This window comes from Pseudomonas sp. NY15364, assembly GCF_048068235.1.
Lineage (GTDB): Bacteria > Pseudomonadota > Gammaproteobacteria > Pseudomonadales > Pseudomonadaceae > Aquipseudomonas > Aquipseudomonas mendocina_D.
In genome coordinates this window covers 181993-202467 of sequence record NZ_JBLUPX010000001.1, presented here as the reverse complement: position 1 = coordinate 202467, position 20475 = coordinate 181993, and the positions used below count along the sequence as shown (strand labels likewise).

Annotated in this window: 20 protein-coding genes and 1 pseudogene; 9 read left to right on the top strand and 12 right to left on the bottom strand. The window is 63.1% G+C overall.

Features of this window, described 5'->3' with window-relative positions; genetic code table 11:
- Window positions 1-51 precede the first annotated feature (51 nt).
- Both xerC and ACNFCJ_RS00950 read left to right on the top strand, forming a co-directional pair.
- Window positions 52-954, top strand: coding sequence for a tyrosine recombinase XerC (gene xerC, locus ACNFCJ_RS00955; RefSeq protein ID WP_416769253.1), 903 nt, complete (start codon window positions 52-54; stop codon window positions 952-954).
- Window positions 951-1652 (top strand): HAD family hydrolase, encoded by a 702-nt coding sequence (locus ACNFCJ_RS00950; protein WP_416769251.1) that lies wholly within the window; start codon window positions 951-953, stop codon window positions 1650-1652. The genes xerC and ACNFCJ_RS00950 overlap by 4 nt, the downstream gene beginning before the upstream one ends.
- Before the next feature lie 178 nt (window positions 1653-1830).
- Here ACNFCJ_RS00950 and sutA read toward each other — a convergent pair whose 3' ends face one another.
- The 4 genes from sutA to glnK all read right to left on the bottom strand — a co-directional run bounded on the left by sutA (window position 1831) and on the right by glnK (window position 4681).
- Window positions 1831-2154, bottom strand: coding sequence for a transcriptional regulator SutA (gene sutA / locus ACNFCJ_RS00945; RefSeq protein WP_179575164.1), 324 nt, complete (start codon window positions 2152-2154; stop codon window positions 1831-1833).
- 76 nt (window positions 2155-2230) lie between these two features.
- Window positions 2231-2656, bottom strand: a complete 426-nt coding sequence (locus tag ACNFCJ_RS00940; protein ID WP_416769249.1) for a secondary thiamine-phosphate synthase enzyme YjbQ — start codon at window positions 2654-2656, stop codon at window positions 2231-2233.
- Window positions 2657-2754: 98 nt separating this feature from the next.
- Window positions 2755-4008 (bottom strand): ammonium transporter, encoded by a 1254-nt coding sequence (locus ACNFCJ_RS00935; RefSeq protein WP_106735050.1) that lies wholly within the window; start codon window positions 4006-4008, stop codon window positions 2755-2757.
- 334 nt (window positions 4009-4342) lie between these two features.
- Window positions 4343-4681, bottom strand: coding sequence for a P-II family nitrogen regulator (gene glnK, locus ACNFCJ_RS00930; protein WP_003096476.1), 339 nt, complete (start codon window positions 4679-4681; stop codon window positions 4343-4345).
- A 408-nt stretch (window positions 4682-5089) separates the two neighbouring features.
- Here glnK and ACNFCJ_RS00925 point away from each other — a divergent pair, with 408 nt between their 5' ends.
- Window positions 5090-5347 carry an accessory factor UbiK family protein gene (locus ACNFCJ_RS00925; protein WP_416769247.1) on the top strand — a complete coding sequence of 86 codons (258 nt, stop codon included), beginning with the start codon at window positions 5090-5092 and terminating at the stop codon, window positions 5345-5347.
- Window positions 5348-5394: 47 nt separating this feature from the next.
- The gene (locus tag ACNFCJ_RS00920) at window positions 5395-6888 is read left to right on the top strand and encodes a YifB family Mg chelatase-like AAA ATPase (RefSeq protein ID WP_416769246.1); all 1494 of its coding nucleotides are present in this window, start codon (window positions 5395-5397) and stop codon (window positions 6886-6888) included.
- A 12-nt stretch (window positions 6889-6900) separates the two neighbouring features.
- Here ACNFCJ_RS00920 and ACNFCJ_RS00915 read toward each other — a convergent pair.
- Together ACNFCJ_RS00915 and ACNFCJ_RS00910 are read right to left on the bottom strand one after the other, a co-directional pair.
- Window positions 6901-7230, bottom strand: a pseudogene (locus ACNFCJ_RS00915) (Cache 3/Cache 2 fusion domain-containing protein); the annotation flags it as partial.
- Between the two features lie 175 nt (window positions 7231-7405).
- Window positions 7406-8326, bottom strand: coding sequence for a LysR substrate-binding domain-containing protein (locus ACNFCJ_RS00910; RefSeq protein WP_416769245.1), 921 nt, complete (start codon window positions 8324-8326; stop codon window positions 7406-7408).
- A gap of 139 nt (window positions 8327-8465) precedes the next feature.
- Between ACNFCJ_RS00910 and ACNFCJ_RS00905 the strand changes: the two genes are divergently transcribed.
- Window positions 8466-9851, top strand: a complete 1386-nt coding sequence (locus tag ACNFCJ_RS00905) for a NorM family multidrug efflux MATE transporter (RefSeq protein ID WP_416769244.1) — start codon at window positions 8466-8468, stop codon at window positions 9849-9851.
- 54 nt (window positions 9852-9905) lie between these two features.
- Here ACNFCJ_RS00905 and ACNFCJ_RS00900 read toward each other — a convergent pair whose 3' ends face one another.
- Window positions 9906-11564 carry a putative bifunctional diguanylate cyclase/phosphodiesterase gene (locus ACNFCJ_RS00900; protein WP_416769579.1) on the bottom strand — a complete coding sequence of 553 codons (1659 nt, stop codon included), beginning with the start codon at window positions 11562-11564 and terminating at the stop codon, window positions 9906-9908.
- A 290-nt stretch (window positions 11565-11854) separates the two neighbouring features.
- On the opposite strand from ACNFCJ_RS00900, the gene rep reads away from it, so the two are divergent.
- From rep to ACNFCJ_RS00880, 4 genes are all read left to right on the top strand, one after another.
- Entirely contained in the window at window positions 11855-13864 is a 2010-nt protein-coding gene (gene rep, locus ACNFCJ_RS00895; RefSeq protein WP_416769243.1) for a DNA helicase Rep, read from the top strand.
- A gap of 105 nt (window positions 13865-13969) precedes the next feature.
- A complete protein-coding gene (locus ACNFCJ_RS00890) occupies window positions 13970-14251 on the top strand; it encodes a hypothetical protein (RefSeq protein ID WP_416769593.1) in 282 nt (93 codons plus the stop codon).
- On the top strand, window positions 14175-14453 hold the full coding sequence (locus ACNFCJ_RS00885) for a UPF0158 family protein (RefSeq protein WP_416769242.1): 279 nt from the start codon (window positions 14175-14177) through the stop codon (window positions 14451-14453). Before ACNFCJ_RS00890 ends, ACNFCJ_RS00885 begins: the two co-directional genes overlap by 77 nt.
- 162 nt (window positions 14454-14615) lie before the next feature.
- Complete coding sequence (locus ACNFCJ_RS00880; RefSeq protein WP_099524753.1) at window positions 14616-15188, top strand: xanthine phosphoribosyltransferase; 573 nt, start codon at window positions 14616-14618, stop codon at window positions 15186-15188.
- Here ACNFCJ_RS00880 and ACNFCJ_RS00875 read toward each other — a convergent pair.
- From ACNFCJ_RS00875 to ACNFCJ_RS00855, 5 genes are all read right to left on the bottom strand, one after another.
- On the bottom strand, window positions 15185-17317 hold the full coding sequence (locus ACNFCJ_RS00875; RefSeq protein WP_416769241.1) for an acetyl-CoA hydrolase/transferase C-terminal domain-containing protein: 2133 nt from the start codon (window positions 17315-17317) through the stop codon (window positions 15185-15187). The genes ACNFCJ_RS00880 and ACNFCJ_RS00875 overlap by 4 nt on opposite strands.
- Window positions 17318-17586: 269 nt before the next feature.
- Window positions 17587-18009: a c-type cytochrome gene (locus ACNFCJ_RS00870; RefSeq protein WP_099524757.1), complete on the bottom strand. Its 423-nt coding sequence runs from the start codon at window positions 18007-18009 to the stop codon at window positions 17587-17589.
- Window positions 18010-18122: 113 nt separating this feature from the next.
- The gene (locus ACNFCJ_RS00865; protein WP_416769240.1) at window positions 18123-18671 is read right to left on the bottom strand and encodes a cupin domain-containing protein; all 549 of its coding nucleotides are present in this window, start codon (window positions 18669-18671) and stop codon (window positions 18123-18125) included.
- A gap of 195 nt (window positions 18672-18866) precedes the next feature.
- Complete coding sequence (alr, locus tag ACNFCJ_RS00860) at window positions 18867-19940, bottom strand: alanine racemase (RefSeq protein ID WP_416769239.1); 1074 nt, start codon at window positions 19938-19940, stop codon at window positions 18867-18869.
- A 138-nt stretch (window positions 19941-20078) separates the two neighbouring features.
- Window positions 20079-20426: a RidA family protein gene (locus ACNFCJ_RS00855; protein WP_416769238.1), complete on the bottom strand. Its 348-nt coding sequence runs from the start codon at window positions 20424-20426 to the stop codon at window positions 20079-20081.
- Between the last annotated feature and the right edge of the window lie 49 nt (window positions 20427-20475).

Here is a 20475-nt window from a genome sequence, read left to right as displayed (position 1 = left end):
TAGGGTGGATGACGAAGCTCATCCACCATTGGCCCGTTCGGAAGCCGGCACGTGACACTTGAAGCTCACCTCGACGCGTACATCGAACACCTGCGCCGCGAGCGCCAGGTGTCGGCGCATACCCTCGACGGCTATCGGCGCGACCTCAACAAGGTGCGGACATTCTGCGAAGCCGAAGGCCTGAGCGACTGGGCCGGACTGGACACACGCAACCTGCGCCGCCTGGTCGCCAGCCTGCATCAGCAGGGTCTGGCAAGCCGTAGCCTGGCGCGCCTGCTCTCGGCCACCCGCGGCCTCTATCAGTACCTGCTGCGTGAAGGCCTGTGTCGTCACGATCCTGCCACCGGCCTCAGCCCGCCAAAACGCGAACGCCGCTTGCCCCGCACCTTGGACGCCGACCGCAGCGCGCAACTGCTCGACGGCGCAGTCGAGGACGACTTCATCGCCCGCCGCGACCAGGCCATGCTCGAGCTGTTCTATTCCTCCGGCCTGCGCCTGTCCGAACTGGTTGGGCTCGATCTCGACGGCCTCGACCTGCCCGCCGGTCTGGTGCGCGTGCGCGGCAAGGGCAACAAGGTACGCGAACTGCCAGTCGGCAGCCTGGCACGCCAGGCGCTGGAGCAGTGGCTGCCGCTGCGCAAACTGGCCAACCCTGGCGACGGCGCGGTATTCATCAGTCAACAGGGCCGCCGCCTCGGGCCGCGTGCAGTGCAGTTGCGGGTCCGCCAGGCCGGCGTACGCGAGCTGGGTCAACACCTGCATCCACACATGCTGCGGCACAGCTTCGCCAGCCATATGCTGGAGTCTTCGCAGGATCTGCGCGCCGTGCAAGAGCTGCTCGGCCACGCCGATATCGCCACCACGCAGATCTACACCCACCTGGATTTCCAGCACCTGGCCAGTGTCTATGACCAGGCCCATCCACGCGCCAAGCGCAAAGGCGGTTCCGAATGAGCATTGAACTGATCACCTTCGACCTCGACGACACCCTGTGGGACGTCACCCCGGTGATGCAGGATGCCGAAGCCGCTCTGCGCAATTGGCTGGCACTGCATGCGCCACGCCTGGGCGCGGTGCCGGTCGAACATCTATGGGCCGTGCGCAGCCGCCTGCTGGAAGCCGAGCCGATGCTCAAGCATCGCCTCAGCGAATTGCGCCGGCGCATTCTGCTCCACGCCCTGGAAGACGCCGGCTACCCCCTGAGCGAGGCACAGGGGCTGGCCGAAGCGGGATTTCAGGTGTTTCTCAGCGCCCGCCATCAGGTGCAACTGTTCACCGAGGTACACCCGACACTGGAGTCCTTGGCCGAGCGCTTCATGCTCGGGGTGATCACCAATGGCAATGCCGACGTGCGTCGCCTGGGCCTGTCGGATTACTTCCAGTTCGCCCTGTGCGCCGAAGAACTGGGCATCGGCAAGCCCGATCCAAAACCCTTCCGCGAAGCGCTCAGCCGCGCAGGTGACGTAGCGGCCGAACGCGCCGTGCATATTGGTGATCACCCCAGCGATGACATTGCTGGCGCTCAGGCAGCCGGCATGCGCGCGATCTGGTTCAACCCGCAGGGCCGAGCCTGGGAAGGCGAGACCACACCAGACGCACAAATCAGCAGCCTGGCAGAGTTGCCCGCGCTGCTGGGTAGCTGGACACGCTAGTGCCCACAGGGGGGCGCAATGCGCACCGCCTGATACACGACAAGATCGGTGCGCACGGCGCACCCTACTCGCCACAGCACCATCTGTGACGTCGCGCAGCGGCGGCCCAACAGGGAAACCCGGGATGATAGGCACAAAAAACCCGCCACGAGGGGCGGGTTCTTGCAGCACGCCGTCCTCAGATGGGACGACTGCCGTATTTGCTGTCGGGCTTCTTCGGTGGGTCGGCGACCACGTTGGGCTCCACCTCCTGCACCTTGCCCCCACGGGAGAGAAACTCTTCCATGGCCCTGGCCAGGGCATCTCGCTCCTTTTGCTTGGCTTCGATGCTGGGCATCTCATCGACTTCAACGGCTTTGGCCTTGCTCTTCTTGCCGCTGGCTACGACTGCACCATCGCCTTCATCGTCGCCACTGTCGCCGTCATCGGCAGCAGCCAGGCCCTCGCCATCGTCCTCGTCAGCCCCGTCCAGATCGTCTTGTTCCAGGTCTTCGTCGCTCATGTTCAACCTCATGACTTGCGAAAAGCAGGTTAGTTATAGCCCAGTCGCGCGATGCGCACCGCTCGACCGAAAAAATTCAAATAGCCTCGCCATGCAAGGTCGCCACCACTCGCCGAGCACCGCCATGATCGCGATGCTCACCGAGGTAGATCCCTTGCCAGGTTCCAAGCGCCAGCCGCCCCTGCTGTATCGGCAGCTGTAGCTGAAAGCCCAGCAAACTGCCCTTGAAGTGCGCCGGCAGATCATCCGGCCCTTCGTAATCGTGCTCGTAGCCCGACTCACCCTGCGGCACCAGGCGGTTGAAGAAACGCTCGAAATCGCGGCGAACCGCAGGATCGGCGTTCTCGTTGACCGTCAGCGATGCCGAGGTGTGCTGCAGCCACAAATGCAACAGACCAACACGCACCTGGGCCAGTTCCGGCAATGCTGCCAGTACTTCTTCGGTCACCAGATGAAAACCGCGCTCGCGCGGACGCAGGCTGATGATGCGTTGCTGCCACATGCCGCTCTCACTCTCGATGGCTCCAGCGCGCGCATTCTAGCGTGCTGTCAGAAAAAACAAAGGGCGCCCGAAGGCGCCCCTGTCATTCCCAGCGAAGCTTATTTCTTGCCGGTGAACTCCGGGTAGGCTTCCATGCCGCATTCGGCGATGTCCACACCCTCGTATTCCTCTTCTTCGCTGACGCGCAGACCGATCACCGCCTTGATGATGCTCCACACGATCAGGCTGGCGATGAAGACCCAGGCGAAGATGCTGACGATACCCAGCAGCTGAGCACCCAGCGAAGCTTCGTCGTTGGTCAGGCAGACAGCCAGGATGCCCCAGATGCCAACCACACCGTGTACGGAGATGGCACCAACCGGGTCGTCGATCTTCACCTTGTCCAGACCCAGGATCGAGAAGACCACCAGAGCACCACCTACACCACCGATCAGGGTGGCCTGCAGAGCGCTCGGAGTCAGCGGCTCCGCGGTGATGGCGACCAGACCAGCCAGGGCACCGTTCAGGGCCATGGTCAAGTCAGCCTTGCCGAACAGGATACGGGCAATGATCAGCGCAACGATCAGACCACCGGCAGCAGCCATGTTGGTGTTGGTGAACACCTGGGCGACGGCGTTGGCGTCTTCGATGGTGCTCATCTTCAGCTGCGAGCCGCCGTTGAAGCCGAACCAGCCCATCCACAGGATGAAGGTACCGAGGGTAGCCAGCGGCAGGTTAGCACCCGGAATCGCGTTGACCTGACCGTTCGGACCGTATTTACCCTTACGAGCGCCGAGCAGGATCACACCCGCCAGAGCGGCCGAAGCACCGGCCATGTGCACGATACCGGAGCCGGCGTAGTCGAGGTAACCGGCTGCATCCAGGAAACCACCGCCCCACTTCCAGAAACCCTGGATCGGGTAGATGAAGCCAGTCATGACCACGGCGAAGGCCAGGAAGGCCCACAGCTTCATGCGTTCAGCGACAGCGCCGGAAACGATCGACATGCAGGTCGCGGCAAACACGATCTGGAAGAAGAAGTCCGAACGGGCCGAGTAGTAGGGTGCATCCTCGCCACCAGCCAGAACGGCCTCGGCAGTGTTCTCGTCACCGATCAGGAAACCCAGGCTAGGGAAGATGCCGCCTTCCGGGCTGGAGTACATGATGTAGTAACCGACCAGCAGGTACATCACGCTGGCGGTGGCATAAAGCGCCACGTTCTTGGTCAGGATCTCGGTGGTGTTCTTGGCACGCACCAGGCCGGATTCGAGCATGGCAAAGCCAGCTGCCATCCACATTACCAGGGCACCACAGATCAGAAAGTAGAAGGTATCGAAGCCGTACTGCAATGCAGTCAATGCTGTGTTATCCATTTTTCACCTCTTGCCGGCGCTTTTGTTGTGCGCTGTTCGGTTGAAACGTCCAGGTTGGCGCCGGACGCGTTCCGCATGCTTTACAGGTCGTTGCCACGCTCGTTCTGGATCACCGGAACCCCTGCGCCGTGAGGCGACCAGGCATTCCCATCACTAGGCCAAGCGCGAGACCTGAAGAGGGTCTGGCACAGCAGAGCCGCGAGGGTATCGCCAGCTCCGGCATTCGCCCTCGAAAACAGCGCAAGGCCAGAATTCGAGGACAAAAGGGCTCCTAGCCCTGCGAAAGTTCGCAGAGTCATGGGTTTACTCCTGGGGCGTGGGGTTCGGAGGCTTGTTAAATCGCGTCGGTATCGGTTTCGCCGGTACGGATACGAATCGCCTGTTCCAGGTTGACTACGAAAATTTTGCCGTCGCCGATCTTGCCGGTGTTGGCAGCCTTGGTGATGGCCTCGATCACACGATCCAGTTGATCGTCAGCAATGGCCACGTCGATCTTCACCTTGGGCAGGAAGTCGACCACGTACTCGGCACCGCGATACAACTCGGTATGGCCTTTCTGACGGCCGAAGCCCTTGACCTCGGTGACGGTAATGCCCTGCACGCCGATCTCCGACAGCGACTCGCGCACGTCGTCGAGCTTGAACGGCTTGATGATGGCAGTGACTAGCTTCATGAAACTTTCTCCCGTTTAAGGTGGACTTGCCCCAGGAATTGCGAACCCGGCTCAAGTCTAAGCGCAGTGTCTGGCTTTTGTAATGCACCGACCGCTCCAGCCTGGCGTGGCCGATACCCACCAACCGCTCCCGACGAAACACTCCCCCGCTTCGCCTGCCGCACCGGAACTGCATCGGTGCATGCGTCGATGGGGTCTAAGCAGAAAGCTTGCCAGCTCACGTAAAAGCGCCATCTTTCAGGCCTTTACCCGCTTCGAGCAGGGATGAGCGGTCATTCGCACCGAATGCATCGCACCAATCCAGTGCATCGGCACATTCCGCAATGCTCAAAATCGTGCAACCCGCGCTCGACCGCCGCGCCTGCGACTGCGTGCTACACTGCCGCCGTCTGTATCTGGAACCTGCCCATGCTCCCGCCCAAAGCTTTGCTCGACACACTCAGTAGCCACGCCTCGCGCTTGTTCAGTGGCAACAGCCCACTGCCGCGCGCCGAACTGGAGGCGCAGTTCAAGGCCCTGCTGCAGAGCGGCTTCAGCAAGCTCGATCTGGTCAGCCGGGAAGAGTTCGACAGCCAGATGGTGGTTCTCGCCCGCACCCGCGCTCGCCTTGAAGCGTTGGAAGCCAAGGTCGCGGAACTGGAAGCCAAGCTCACCGCCGCAGACTGAGGTTATGTTGTAGGAGCGGCTGTACCCCACTTGATCAAGGAGCGATCATGTCCCTAGCCATCGTCCACAGCCGCGCCCAGGTCGGTGTAGAAGCACCGGCCGTCACTGTCGAGGCGCACCTGGCCAACGGCCTGCCCTCTCTGACCCTGGTGGGTCTGCCGGAAACCGCAGTCAAGGAGAGCAAGGATCGCGTACGCAGCGCCATCCTCAATGCAGCCTTCGAGTTCCCCAGCAAACGCATCACCTTGAATCTTGCGCCTGCAGATCTGCCAAAAGACGGTGGTCGCTTCGACCTCGCCATCGCCTTGGGGATTCTCGCGGCCAGCGGCCAGGTACCAGCTCAATCGCTGGATGAATACGAATGCCTGGGCGAGCTGGCGCTATCAGGCGCGGTGCGTCCCGTGCAAGGCGTATTGCCGGCTGCCCTGGCCGCACGCGCAGCCGGACGCACCCTCTTGGTGCCACAGGCCAATGCCGAAGAGGCCAGCCTGGCATCAGGGCTGAAGGTAATCGCCGTCGAGCACCTATTGCAGATCGCCGCACACCTGAACGGCAGCGCCCCTCTCGAACCTTACGCAGCCCAGGGCCTGCTCAGGCAGAGCCTGCCCTATCCGGATCTGGCCGAAGTGCAGGGCCAGTTGGCCGCCAAACGGGCATTGCTGGTGGCGGCCGCCGGCTCACACAACCTGTTGCTCAGCGGCCCACCCGGCACAGGCAAAACCCTGCTGGCCAGCCGCCTGCCAGGCCTGCTACCTGCGCTGGACGAAAACGAGGCGCTGCAGGTCGCCGCGATCCATTCGGTGGCCAGCCATACGCCTCTGCAGCACTGGCCGCAGAGACCCTTTCGCACCCCGCACCACAGCGCCTCCGGCCCGGCATTGGTGGGTGGCGGCAGTCGCCCGCAGCCGGGCGAAATAACCTTGGCTCATATGGGCATCCTGTTCCTCGATGAGCTACCGGAATTCGACAGGAAAGTGCTGGAAGTGCTGCGCGAACCGCTGGAAAGCGGCCACATCGTCATTGCCCGAGCCCGCGACAAGGTACGTTTTCCCGCCCGCTTTCAGCTCGTCGCCGCCATGAATCCCTGCCCTTGCGGCTACCTCGGCGACCCGAGCAATCGCTGTCGCTGTACCCCGGAGCAGATCCAGCGCTACCGCGCCAAGTTGTCGGGCCCGCTCCTTGATCGCATCGACCTGCACGTGACGGTCGCCCGCGAAACCACAGCCCTGAATGCACCACCGCAGGATGGCGAAAGCACTGCGCAGGCAGCAGCCAAGGTGGCGCAGGCACGTGAGCGGCAATTGCAACGCCAGGGCGTGGCCAACGCCTTTCTCGACCTACCCGGTCTGCGCCAACACTGCGCATTGAGCGACGCGGATCGCCAGTGGCTGGAAAACGCCTGCGAACGTCTCGGGCTGTCCCTGCGCGCGGCCCATCGCGTACTCAAGGTCGCGCGCACTCTGGCCGACCTGGCGAGCGAGCAGCCGATCAGCCGCGCCCACCTGGCTGAAGCGCTGCAGTACAGACCGGCAGCGGGGTGACTCAGCGAAAGCGCTCAGCCGGGTCGCACCCAGATAGAGGGCGGGGGTCTGCAGGCTACCAACCGCGACACGCTCGTCGCTGCGCACCTGCAAACCACTGCTGAAGCGCTGCTCGAAGAGGCCGGCCAGGCGCTGCGTGCTGTCGCGCAGACTGCCATGGAAGGTCTCGAGCTGGTCGGCCAGCAGGCCGGCTTCGCTACCCAGGTGCTTCTCTCGGGTGGCCAGGTTGGCTTCGTTGAGCGAGCGCAAGGCGAACAGGGTACTGAAGCTGATCAGCAGCACCAGCACCAGTGCCAGGATAGCGGCCAGTTGCAGAGCGATACGGGAACGAGGAGGGGTCATTCAGGCCTCTCAAGGCCTGACTCAGTAGTGGCAGGCCGAACGGAACAGGGGTTGGCTGACCCGAGTGGTCATACGACCTCGAGCCAGGGCGCGGCAGGATACCTGTGCAGTATGGTTGGTCAATCAGCGTTCTGCCGAATGGCAATCATTTGCTCTCAAAAACCTGTATCGGCAGCTAAAGCACTCTCTCCACTGGAGGAAGCTGCATGGCCGCCACTTCGGCCAACAGGTAGTCGCGCAGCCGCTGCAAACGCGCCTGTGCACGGTGCCCGCGTGGCCACACCAGATAGTAGCTGTCGCCACTGAACACTGCGGTTGGCCAGGGCAACCCGAGACGGCCTGCGCCCACGTCCTCGGCCACCATCAGCAGATCACCGATGGACACGCCATAGCCGCGTGCGGCGGCGACGATGCCCAGTTCAAGCATGTCGAACAGCTGGCCGGTCTTCAGCGGCACCTGCTCATCCAGACCCGTGGCCTGCAACCAGCGCCGCCAGTCGCGGCGATCCGGCGTCGGGTGCAACTGCTCCGCCGCCTGCAGCCGCGCCAGAGACCAGGGGCCTGCGTCAGAATCACCGACAGCGCACACCGGAATCAGCCACTCCTCGAACAACAACACGCTTTCCCACTCATCCGGGAACTGGCCATCGGACAACAGCACCGCACAGTCGAATGGTTCGTGGCGGAAGTCGACCTTGTCCACATCCATCCAGGCGCTGGTGAGTTGCACCTCGCTGTCCGGGTTGGCCAGACGAAAGTGCGACAGCCGCGCGAGTAACCAGCGCATGGTCAGGGTCGACGGCGCCTTCAGGCGCAGCACCTCATCATCGGCGCGCAACGCAGCGCTGGCGCGCTCCAGTGCATCGAAGCCGTCGCTCAGCCCCGGCAACAGAGCACGGGCGGGATCGGTCAGGTGCAGGCTGCGGCCACGACGCTCGAACAGACGACAAGCGAAGTACTCCTCCAGCGTGCGGATGTGCCGGCTTACCGCGCTCTGGGTGATGGCCAGTTCTTCAGCGGCACGGGTAAAGGAGGCATGGCGTGCGGCGGCCTCGAAGGCGCGCAGGGCGTAAAGCGGTGGAAGACGACGCGTCACCGCATCAATCCATAAGTTTTGATCATGCCTGGCATGGCTATTTTCCTTTTGTGGGCATTCGCTACAAACCAAAGAATAGCTGTCATTGCTCATCCCCCGACAGTCTGGGGATGCTTACCCTGCCGAAGTTTTACTCATCATGAAGAATTCCCTTGGCCACGAGTTGGCTGCGCTGCTGCGCCTGGCCGGCCCGCTGATCTCCGCCCAACTGGCCCATGCGCTGATGATTTTCACCGACACGCTGGTGATGGCCATGCTCGGCCCGCAGCAACTGGCCGGTGGCGCGCTGGGCGCCACCTGCTATTTCATTTTCTCGATTTTCTGCACCGGGGTGATCGCCGCGGTGGGCAGCCTGATTGCCATTCGCCACGGCGCGAGCGACCCGTCAGGCATCACGCGCCTGATCCGCAACGGTCTGTGGCTGGCCATCCTGCTGGGTGCCGTCAGTGCGCTATGCCTCAATGGCCTAGGCCCGCTGCTGCCGCATCTGGGCCAGGACCCTGACGCGGCCAGCCAGGCCATGGCATTCCTGCGCCCGCTGTCGCTGGCACTGCCCGGCTACCTGTGCTTCATGGCGCTGCGCGGCTTCACCAGTGCCATTGGCCATCCCGGCCCGGTCATGGCCATCAGCATCGTCGGTACCGCCGCCAATTTCGTCATCAACTACGCGCTGATCAAGGGTTGGTTCGGCCTGCCCAGCCTGGGCCTGAGCGGCATCGGCATGACCACAGCGCTGGTCAGCAGCGCCATGGCGCTGGCATTGGCGCTGTACATCCTGCTCTCGCCAACCTATAACCGCTACCAGCTGCGGCGCGGCATGGGTCGCCCACAGCGAGCGGAAATGCGCGCCCTGCTGCGTCTGGGCCTGCCTATCGGCGGCACCTACGCCGCCGAACAGGGACTGTTCACCTTCGCCACGCTGTGCATGGGCGCGCTGGGCAGCGTACAGCTGGCGGCGCATCAGATCGCCATGCAAACGGTGGCGCTGGCATTCATCGTGCCGCAAGGGTTGTCCTATGCCGTGACCTTCCGCGTCGGCCTGCACTACGGCGCCGACCGCCTGCACCTGTCGCGGCTGGCGGGGCACCTGGGCATGGCCGTGGGCGCCACGCTGATGCTGCTGTTCGCCCTGCTGTTCTGGCTGCTGCCAGAGTGGATCATCGGCCTGTTCCTCGACCGTCACGACCCGGCTTTCGCCGATATCGTCACCCTCGCGGTCGGCCTGTTGGCGATTGCCGCCTGGTTCGAGTTGTTCGATGGTTTGCAGAGCATCGCCATGGGCGCGATCCGCGGGCTGAACGACGGCCGCACCACCCTGCTGATCGGTCTGACGGGTTACTGGTGCGTGGGCGCACCGCTGGTCTGGCTGTTCGCCTTCGCCCTCGGCTGGGGCGCACAGGGCGTCTGGTGGGGCCTGGCTGCCGGCCTGGCAGTCACGGCGAGCGGTCTGGTGCTGGGCTTCCAATGGAAGACGGCGCGCCTGCAGCGGCCGAGTGCGCTGGCGAGCGAGGCATGCCTGCCGTAAGCCGGCTACACGCGCACGCCCCGGATTACATTCGGGCTACAGAACTGCGGCGCCTCACGCCGAAGGCGGAGTACCGCTCAGCAGCGGCTGACGCACGCCGAACACCAAAAAACGCGCCAGCTCGGCCAGCGGCACGGCCTTGCTGATCAGGTAGCCCTGCACCTGATCGCAGCCGAACTGACGCAGCATGTCGAGCTGCTCGATGTTCTCCACCCCTTCGGCCACCACTTCGAGATTGAGGTTATGCGCTAGGTTGATCATCGCCCGCACCAGTTGGCGGTTCTCGGCACGCTCGCCCATGCCGCCGACGAAGCTCCTGTCGATCTTCAGCAGGGTGATCGGCAGGCTGTTGAGGTGGACGAAGGAGGAAAACCCGGTGCCGAAGTCGTCCAGCGAAAAACGCACGCCGAGCCGTCCCAGCGCCAGCATGGTCTGCTGCACCTGATCGCTACGGCGCATCACTGCGGTTTCGGTCAGCTCGAACTCTAGCCACTGCGCATCGACCCCGCGCTCCTCGATCAAACGGCTGAGGGTCGGCAGCAACTGGCTGTCCTGAAACTGGCGGAACGACAGGTTGACCGCCATATGCAGTGCCGGCAGGCCGCGCCCACGCAGCCACTGCATGTCGCGCAGGGCACGGGAGATGACCCAGTAACCGAGCGGTACGATCAGCCCGGTTTCTTCGGCCAACGGCACGAATTCATTGGGCGAGAGCAGCCCACGCTCGCTGTGCTGCCAGCGCACCAGCGCCTCCAGGCCGACGATGTGCCCGCTTTTCAGGCACAGGCGCGGCTGGTAATGCAGCTCCAGTTCATCTCGGCGCAGCGCCCGGCGCAACTCGCCTTCCAGATCGGCCTGGTGGCGAGCGCTGCGGTTGAGGCGCTCGTCGTAGACATGAAACACGCAACCCTGCTGACGCTTGGCATGCTGCATGGCCGTGTGCGCATGCCACAGCAGCGGGTCGGCGCCCTCCCCCGCACGGGCAGGCGCCAAGCCCAGGCTGCAGCCGATCAGCAGACTCTCGCCGTCCACCCAATAGGGCTCACCTAGCACCTCGGTGACGCGCTCGGCCAGGCGTTCGACGCGCCGTGGGTCGCGGCGCACATCCAGCAACAGCGCGAATTCGTCGCTGCCCAGACGCGCAATCTGATCGCAAGGCTGCAGCAGGCTCTTGAGCCGCGCCACCACCTGCAGGATCAGGCGATCCCCAGCCTGGTAGCCGAGGGCATCGTTGGCGTGACGGAAGTTGTCCAGGTCGAGATGCCCCAGCACCAGGCCACGACCGTTGCACTCGCCCAGCCGCGCGGCGAGCAGGGTCTGGAAGCCCTGGCGATTGGCGATACCGGTCAAGGGGTCCTGCTCGGCCAGGCGCTGCAGGGTGTGACGCAGGTTGCCCTGCTCGCGCGCGTAGCGCAGGCAGCGGCGTAACACATCGAGGCTGAGTCTGCTGCGCACCAGCCAGTCACTGACCCCGGTCGGCTCTTCAGCGGGCTCGTCCTCGAGCAGCAGCACTATCGGTAACGGGCATTGATTGCTGTGCGGAAGTCTATCCGGAGTGGCCAGCAACAGACCGCTTGCGTGGTCGTCGAACAGGCTGCTGGCCGCCTCCCAGGAAGGCGCGGTGATCAGCGGTGAAGGGCTCTCGAGGGCGCCCAATTGCTCGCGCAACAATTCGGCCCAGCCTGGCGAATCTGCCAGCAGAACCAGGCGCATGGGTGCGACGAGCGTGGACAAGCGACCTCCCCCAATGATCAAGAATGATGGCGAATCATGTCGCCTGACCGCGTCTTAACCGACGTCTAATCAATCACATCCGGGTGAAAGTGAACGCACATCCTGAGGTATAGCCAAAAAACCGGCAAGTGGAACCAGAGTACTGCATCCGTTCGGATAACCCAGCGCGCTGCGCTTCCGTTCCGTGCGCCAGGCCACAGTTCCGGACGGTCGCGGCAGAAGTCATCAGGCCTGTTAAAATGCGCGGCCATTTTTCTGTGATCGATCCCATGTCCCGACTGAACCCCCGGCAACAAGAGGCCGTGAACTACGTCGGCGGCCCACTTCTGGTGCTCGCCGGTGCCGGTTCCGGCAAGACCAGCGTGATCACGCGCAAGATCGCCCACCTGGTACAGAACTGTGGCATCCGCGCCCAGCACATCGTCGCCATGACCTTCACCAACAAGGCCGCGCGCGAGATGAAGGAACGCGTCGGTACCCTGCTCAAGGGCAGCGAGGCGCGCGGCCTGACCGTGTCCACTTTCCACAATCTGGGCATGAACATCATCCGCAAGGAATACGCACGCCTGGGCTACAAGCCCGGCTTCTCGATTTTCGACGACGGCGACATCAAGGCGCTGCTCAGCGACATCATGCAGAAGGAGTATTCCGGCGACGACGGTGCCGACGAGGTGAAAAACCTCATCGACAGTTGGAAGAACGACCTGATCCTGCCCGATGAAGCCCTGGCCAAGGCGCGCAATCCCAAGGAACAGACCGCCGCCATCGTCTACCTGCACTACCAGCGCACGCTCAAGGCGTACAACGCGGTGGATTTCAACGACCTGATCCTGCTGCCGGTCAAACTCTTTCAGGAGCACGCCGACATCCTGGAAAAGTGGCAGAACCGCATCCGCTACCTGCTGGTCGACGAATACCAGGACACCAACGCCAGCCAGTACCTGCTGGTGAAGCTGCTGGTAGGCATGCGCAACCAATTCACCGTGGTCGGCGACGACGACCAGTCGATCTATGCCTGGCGCGGCGCGCGCCCGGAAAACCTGATGCTGCTGAAAGAGGATTATCCGTCGCTGAAAGTGGTGATGCTGGAGCAGAACTACCGCTCCACCAGCCGTATCCTCAAATGCGCCAACGTGCTGATCGCCAACAACCCGCACGTGTTCGAGAAGCAGTTGTGGAGCGAGATGGGCATGGGCGACGAGATTCGCGTGATCCGCACTCGCAACGAAGACGCCGAGTGCGAGCGCGTGGCACTGGAAATTCTCACCGAGCATCTGCGTACCCAGCGTCCCTACAGCGAATTCGCCATCCTCTATCGCGGCAACTACCAGGCCAAGCTGATGGAGCTGAAGCTGCAGCACCACCAGATTCCCTATCGCCTCTCAGGCGGCACCAGTTTCTTCGCCCGCCAGGAGGTGAAGGACCTGATGAGTTACTTCCGCCTGCTGGTCAACCCGGACGACGACAACGCCTTCCTGCGCGTGATCAACGTGCCGCGCCGCGAGATCGGCTCCGCCACTCTGGAAAAACTCGGCAACTACGCCAGCGAACGCAAGATCAGCATGTACGCCGCGGCTGGCGAGATGGGCCTCAGCGAGCATCTCGATGCGCGCTTCACCGAGCGCCTGCAACGCTTCACCCGCTGGATGGATCGGGTGCGCCAGGAGTGCGCGCAGAACGATCCTATCGCTGCGATTCGCAGCATGGTCATGGACATCGACTACGAAAACTGGCTACGGCAGAACGCCTCCAGCGACAAGGTGGCCGACGCGCGCATGGGCAACGTCTGGTTCCTCGTCGACGCGCTGAAGAGCACCCTGGAGCGCGACGAAGACGGCGACATGACCATCGAAGACGCCATCGGCAAGCTGGTGCTGCGCGACATGCTCGAGCGCCAGCAGGAAGAGGAAGAAGGCGCCGAAGGCGTGCAGATGATGACCATGCACGCCTCCAAGGGTCTAGAGTTTCCGTCGGTGTACATCATCGGCTTCGAGGAAGAGATTCTCCCGCACCGCTCCAGCATCGAGGCCGACACCATCGAGGAAGAGCGGCGCCTGGCCTACGTCGGCATCACCCGCGCCAAGCGCAACCTGGCGCTGACCTTCGCCGCCAAGCGCAAGCAGTACGGCGAAGTGATCGACTGCTCGCCGAGCCGCTTCCTCGACGAGCTACCGCCGGAAGACCTGGTGTGGGAAGGGCTGGAAGAGGCGCCCGTGGAGGTCAAGGCCGCACGCGGCAACGACGCCCTGGCCAATATGCGGGCGATGCTCAAGCGCTGAGGCCATGGCTGACTGGTGTATGGTCGGTTTATTCGGTGGGCTGGCACCCTCGTCATATTTGCCTGTCAGATGGAAGATATCGTTCAGACACAGGGGGTTGGCACCATGCGCACATTCACTCTCGACCTCGACACGCTGACTCAGTTGATCAACGGCCGCGAACAGCAGGAGAACTGGCTGGACCTGGAAAGCGGTAGCGTTCTGAGCCTGTCGCCGGAAGATCAGCACAGCGAGCAGCGTCAGCACGTAGAACTGAATCCGGATCGCTACACCCAGATACCCAACCTCGACATTCCCCCAGCGCGTGGCCATGCGCGAGTCCTTTCTGTTCACCCTCGACGATCTGCACGCCCACCCACTGCTCAGCGCCGCGTTGACCGGCCGTAAGCCACTGCGCGCGTTCGACTTCGAGATCGAATCCTTTCCGGCGATTCGTCAGCAGTGGCAGGCCTACGAACTCAAGCAACTGCGCGAGTACACGCTCAACTGGCTCTACGAACTGGGCCTGGAGCCCGCGCCGGACAAGCTGCCGCTGGATACGCGCGGCATTCCCAAGGACATCCTGCGCCGCCTGACCAAGAGCGCCTGAGCGGAGCAGCCCGCGGATTGCATCCGGGCTCCAGACACTGGCTAACAACCTGTCTAACCGGTCAATTGCCCACGACTGTCGGGCAGGCTGCGGTTTCACTACACATTGCAGGTCATTTTGAGCGAAAATCCGCAGCTTTTCTGCTTAACCAGAGGATCGACCGTGGAGTCGTTGAAACAGAAGATTCGCAGTGAAGGCATCGTGCTGTCCGAGCATGTACTCAAGGTGGACGCCTTTCTCAACCACCAGATCGATCCGCGCCTAATGCAGGAGATCGGCCACGAGTTCGCCCAGCGTTTCGCCGGCCAGGGCATCACCAAGATCGTCACCATCGAGGCCTCCGGTATTGCCCCGGCAGTGATGGCCGGCCTGGAGCTGGGCATTCCGGTGATCTTCGCGCGCAAGTTTCAGTCGCTGACGCTCAAGGACGACCTGCTGATCTCCAAGGTGTTCTCCTTCACCAAGCAGACCGAAAGCACCATCGCCATTTCCGCGCGTCACCTGACGGCTGCCGACAAGGTGCTGGTAATCGACGACTTCCTCGCCAACGGCCACGCCGCCAAGGCGCTGATCGACCTGATCCAGCAGGCCGGCGCGCAGATTGCCGGTATCGGCATCGTTATCGAGAAGTCCTTCCAGGACGGCCGCAACCTGCTGGAGAGCGAAGGCTACCGCGTCGAATCCCTGGCCCGTGTTGCCGCGCTGGAAAACGGCCAGGTGCGCTTCCTCGATTAAGACCCGCTGGTTGCATGCAAGCCCGCCAGCAGCAAGCGCTGGTAGAGGGCTTCACGCGCCCCATCCGGCACCTCCAGCCTCATGCGTCGCAGATGCTCGGCATAGGCGACCGGCTCCGGCGCATCGAGCGTGGCCTTGCCCAGCGCCAGTACTTCGGTCAGACGCAGCTTGCTCTTGAGCCAGCTCAGCGCGCGCACCAGGTCCTGCTCCACCGCGCTGAAATCGCTGCCTAGCGGGTATTCGGCGAACAGCTGCGAATGTTCTGCACGCAGAGCCTCCAGCCGCTCGGGCAGGTTGTTGCAGAAGCGCTCATCGACCCGGAAATCCGCCGGCAGCTTGCCGACCTGCTGCGCCTGCTCGATCAGTTCGCTCTGAAAGCGCGAATCGCTGACCTTGAGCAGCGCCTCGATGACCTGGGCGTCGGTCTTGCCGCGCAGATCGGCGATGCCGTACTCGGTTACCACGATGTCGCGCAGGTGCCTCGGGATGGTGGCGTGGCTGTACTCCCAGACGATGTTCGAATTCACCTCGCCGCCCGACTCACGCCAGCTGCGCAGCAGCAGGATCGAGCGCGCATCCTCCAGCGCATGGGCCTGGGCGACGAAGTTGTACTGGCCGCCTACGCCGCTGAGTACGCGGCCGTCTTCGAGTTGATCGGCCACCCCCGCGCCGAGCAGGGTCATGGTGAACGCCGTATTGATGAAGCGCGCATCACGGCGCTGCAGACGCTTGAGCTCCTCTTCGCCGTACAGCTCGTTGATATAGCGAATGCCGGTCATGGCAAAGCGCTGCCGTTCAGCACCATCAAGCTCGCGCAAACGTCGGTAGAAGCTTTCCGGGCCGAGAAAGAAACCGCCGTGAAGCACCACGCCGCCCTGCGCGCTGCCGAGACAGGACTGCAGGCGAGCCTGCGTCTGGGGATCACTGAGATCCGCGGCGACGCGGCTACCGTCAAGCAACTGCAGCTCGCCCGCCTCCAGTCGTATATCTCCGCGCAGCAGGCCGCTTTCGCGCAGCCAGGCCAGATCGCTCGACTGCAACGTCGCTGGCAGCCCTGCGTCGACCAGCGCCTGAACGCTGTGTGGCCGACCCTGTTCATCCAGCGCACCACTACAGGCCAGACGCTGCAGGCGCAGATCCGGGTAAACCCGGCGCCGCAGCAGGCCGGCCTCGGCCAATGCCAGCAAGCCGTTGACGAACATTTCACTGCAGCCATACAGCCCATGAACGAGCGGTTCGAGACCGCCACAGGCGGCAATCTCATCCGCCCAATCATCAGCACGGAGCGCCCGTAGCAGCGCGCGGTAGCGAGCATTGTCGGCCTGCCTGGCCATCAGTGCCGACGCCAGGGCATCACCCATCGCGCCGATGCCGATCTGCAGGGTGCCGCCGTCACGCACCAGGGTGCTGGCGAACAGGCCGATGCAATGATCCTGCAAGGTCACGGGCATGTTCGGCGTGGAGAACAGCGTGGTGCGCTCGTCCTCGCCGATATGGATATCGAAGGTATCGCGCGACACCTGAGCATCACCGGCCATGTAAGGCAGGTCATTGTGGATCTGGGCGACGCTGAGCACGGTTTCGCCAGCCTCGCGGCGCTTGTCCAGCAGCGGCAGCAGATCGAGGGTGATGTCCGGATTGCAGCTCAGGCTGAAATGCCCGGGGTGCGCTGGGTCAACGGCGACCATCTGGGCGACCAGATTCAGGCCCTTGGCATTGAGGTCACGGGCGACATGGCTGTAGTTGCTACTGATGTAGTCCTGCTGCGCCGGCTCGCATTCGAGCAGGCTGCCCGGCTGAAAGAAGAATTGCTCGACGCGCACGTTGGCCGGCAGGTTGCCGGCGTGCAGGTCGGCGAGAAAGTCCAGCTCGGGATAATCGCCGTAGACCCGGTCAACGAAGGGTTCGAGAAAGCGTCGCTGCAAGTCCTGGCCGGCACGCGGACGTGCCAGACACAGCGCGGTGTAGATGGTCAGTTGCCGCTCGGGCAGATTGCGCACGCGTTCATAGAGCGCGTTTACCCAGCGATTGGGTTTACCCAGACCGAGGGGCAGGCCCAGATGAATCGGCCCGTCGATTTCGCTCAACACGTGGTCGACGGCTTGTTCGAGGGTACAGGTGTGCGGCATCTGGCGCTCCTCGCGACATCCATGACGAATGCTGCTTGGACTACTGAGCCACCGGCATGGTTGCATGCCACCGCCCTAAGAACCTGCTTACGATCTGCTGCGCGTCGGCCCTACTGCGTCAAAAACAGGCTCGGACTGCTCATTTACAGCTCGTAAACTCCGCGTCCTCGCCTGTTTTTTCCTTGTATGGCTCTAGCTCGCGAGATCGTAAACAGGCTCTAAACGAAAAAACCGCCCACAGGGCGGTTTTTTCAGGGAAGCGGCGGGTCTTACAGACCGGACATCTTCTTGATCGCTTCGCGCAGTTCGTCATCCGAGCAATCAGCGCAGGTGCCTTTCGGCGGCATGGCGTTGATACCGGAGATGGCAGCGGCAAGGATGCCGTCGAGGCCGCCCTGGTGATCGGCGCGATCTTTCCAGGCAGCGGTGTCACCGATCTTCGGTGCGCCCAGAACGCCAGAGCCATGGCAGGCATTGCAGTGCTTGGCGATGATGTCATCAGCGGTACGTGCACCACCACCGGCGGATGCAGCGACGGTTTCGACGCCCTTGCACTCTTCGCCCATGATGCACACGTCGCCTACAGGCTTGAGGCGCTCGGCGATAGCTTCATCGGTCGTGGCCTGAGCAGTCACTGCCCACAGGGCCAATACGGCAGCCGGTACTGCCAGCATTTTCTTCATCAGATTCACGGTACACCCTCTTCGTGGCTAGTCACGCCCGCGGCCACGGTTTCGCGAGCGGGCGTCAGTATAACGGCAAGCGCGGCCCACCGAAACAACCCATATTGTCGCAGGGTTATTGATCAGAAGTTCGCTGGCGTCGTGGCACTGATCAAGCGCGCCGGCACATCGAACGGGTTGCGGAAGCGGTGCGGTTTGCTGCTCTCGAAGTAGTAGCTATCACCCGGCTCGAGGATGAACACCTCGTTGCCCACGGCCAGCTCCAGTTTGCCTTCGACCAGCATGCCGGCTTCCTCGCCCTCATGGGCGTACATTTCGTCACCGGTATCGGCGCCAGCCGGGTAGGTTTCGTCGAGGAAGGAAATGGCGCGGCTCGGATGAGCCTTGCCGATCAGCTTCATGGTGATGGCGCCACTGCAGATATCGGTCAGCTCGGAGGCCCGGTAGACCACCTGAACCTGGTTCTCCTGCTCCATGTCGAGGGAGAAGAACTCCACCAGCGACATGGGAATGCCGCCGAGCACCTTTTTCAGCGAGCTGATCGAGGGGCTCACGCTGTTCTTCTCGATCATGGAAATGGTGCTGTTGGTGACGCCCGCACGCTTGGCGAGTTCACGCTGGGACAGGCCTTTGAGCTTACGAATCGATTGCAGTCGAACGCCGACGTCCAATGCTGGAATCCCCCTTGGGATATGAGACGGAAAAGTGTCCGTATCATGGCATAGCGTTCGGAATTTACAACACTTGCGTTCACCCTTCGCCTACACGGCCCACATGCTCTTTCGAAAAGCCTCGAGCTAGAGCCGTTCGAGTCAGCAATTGGCGCGCCGTGGAGTGCACAGCGCAAGCGGCCTTCCGATCCGGGCTCAGTTGCCGAGATAGAGCAGCGGCACCCGTCGCAGGTTGCAGAAGATCTGGTAGGGGATGCTGCCCGCCGCCATGGCCACGTCGCTGGCCAGTACCTGCGTGCCCCACAACTCGACACGACTGCCGAGACCGGCTTGTGGCAGATCGGTCAGGTCGACAGTGAGCATGTCCATCGACACCCGACCGATCAGGCGGGTCAGCTGACCGTCCACAACCACTGGCGTACCGGTCGGAGCGTGACGCGGATAACCGTCAGCATAGCCCATGGCGACGACACCGACGCGGGTCGGCCGCTCGGCCACGAAACGTGCGCCATACCCTACTGGCTCGCCGGCCGGTAGCTCACGCACGCTGATGACCTTCGACTCCAGGGTCATCACCGGGCGCAAACGCGCGGCCTGCTCCTGAGCCTGCTCGAACGGCGTGGCGCCGTAGAGCATGATGCCGGGACGCACCCAGTCACTGGGCACCTGCGGCCAGCCAAGCACGGCCGGCGAGTTGCGCAAGCTGACCTCGGCGCTGAGGCCTTCGCGAGCCTGCTGGAACACCGCCAGTTGCTCACTCGTGCGCTCGCACTCGGGCTCGTCGGCGCGAGCGAAGTGGCTCATCAGCACGATCTTGCTGACCTTGCCGCTGGCCAGCAGACGCCGATAGGCGGCCTGGTACTCGGCCGGATGCAGGCCGACACGGTGCATGCCGCTGTCCAGCTTGAGCCAGACGGTCAGCGGCTTGCTCAGTTGGGCCTGTTCGATAGCCTCGATCTGCCACTGCGCATGGGCAACGCACCACAGGTCATGCTGGTCGATCAGCGCCAGTTCGTCGGCCTCGAAGAAGCCTTCGAGCAGCAGGATCGGCGCCCTGATGCCGGCCTCGCGTAACACCAGCGCTTCTTCGATGCAGGCCACGGCAAAACCATCGGCGTCGGCTTCGAGTGCCTGCGCGCAACGCACCGCTCCGTGCCCATAGGCATCGGCCTTGACCACTGCCAGGGCGCGGGCACCGCTCAGTTCGCGGGCCAGTTGGTAGTTGTGACGAAGCGCTTGCAGATCGATCAGGGCACGAGCAGGACGCATGGCAAGGTGTTCCTTCGGTTGTAATCAGTCACTCGGTGGCCGCTAGCGGCACTGTTCAAAAAAAACCCGGCAGGGAGCCGGGCGAAAAGCCAACACAAAATCGGTTCGGCACCAGCAACAGCCAATGCCGCGGCAGCCTCAGACGGCAGCCACCACACACATTTCGACCAGCACGTCGGGGCGGTACATCCGCGCCTCGACACAAGCCCGCGCCGGCGCATGGCCATCGGCGACCCAGGCGTCGTACTCGGCGTTGAGGCCATCGTAGTCGGCCATGTCCTTGAGGAAGATGGTCAGCGAGAGGATCTTGCTCTTGTCGCTGCCTCCCTCGGCCAGCATCTTGTCGATGTTGGCCAGGGTCTGGCGGGTCTGCTCGTGGATATCACCATCGAAATCATCGGCCAGCTGACCGGCGAGGTAGATGGTGCCGTTGTGGATCACCACTTCGCTGTAACGCTTTGCAACGTGCAGACGCTGAATGGACATGAAAAGCTCCTTGGAAATATGGACACCGGCCTTCGCCGCCAGTGCCGAG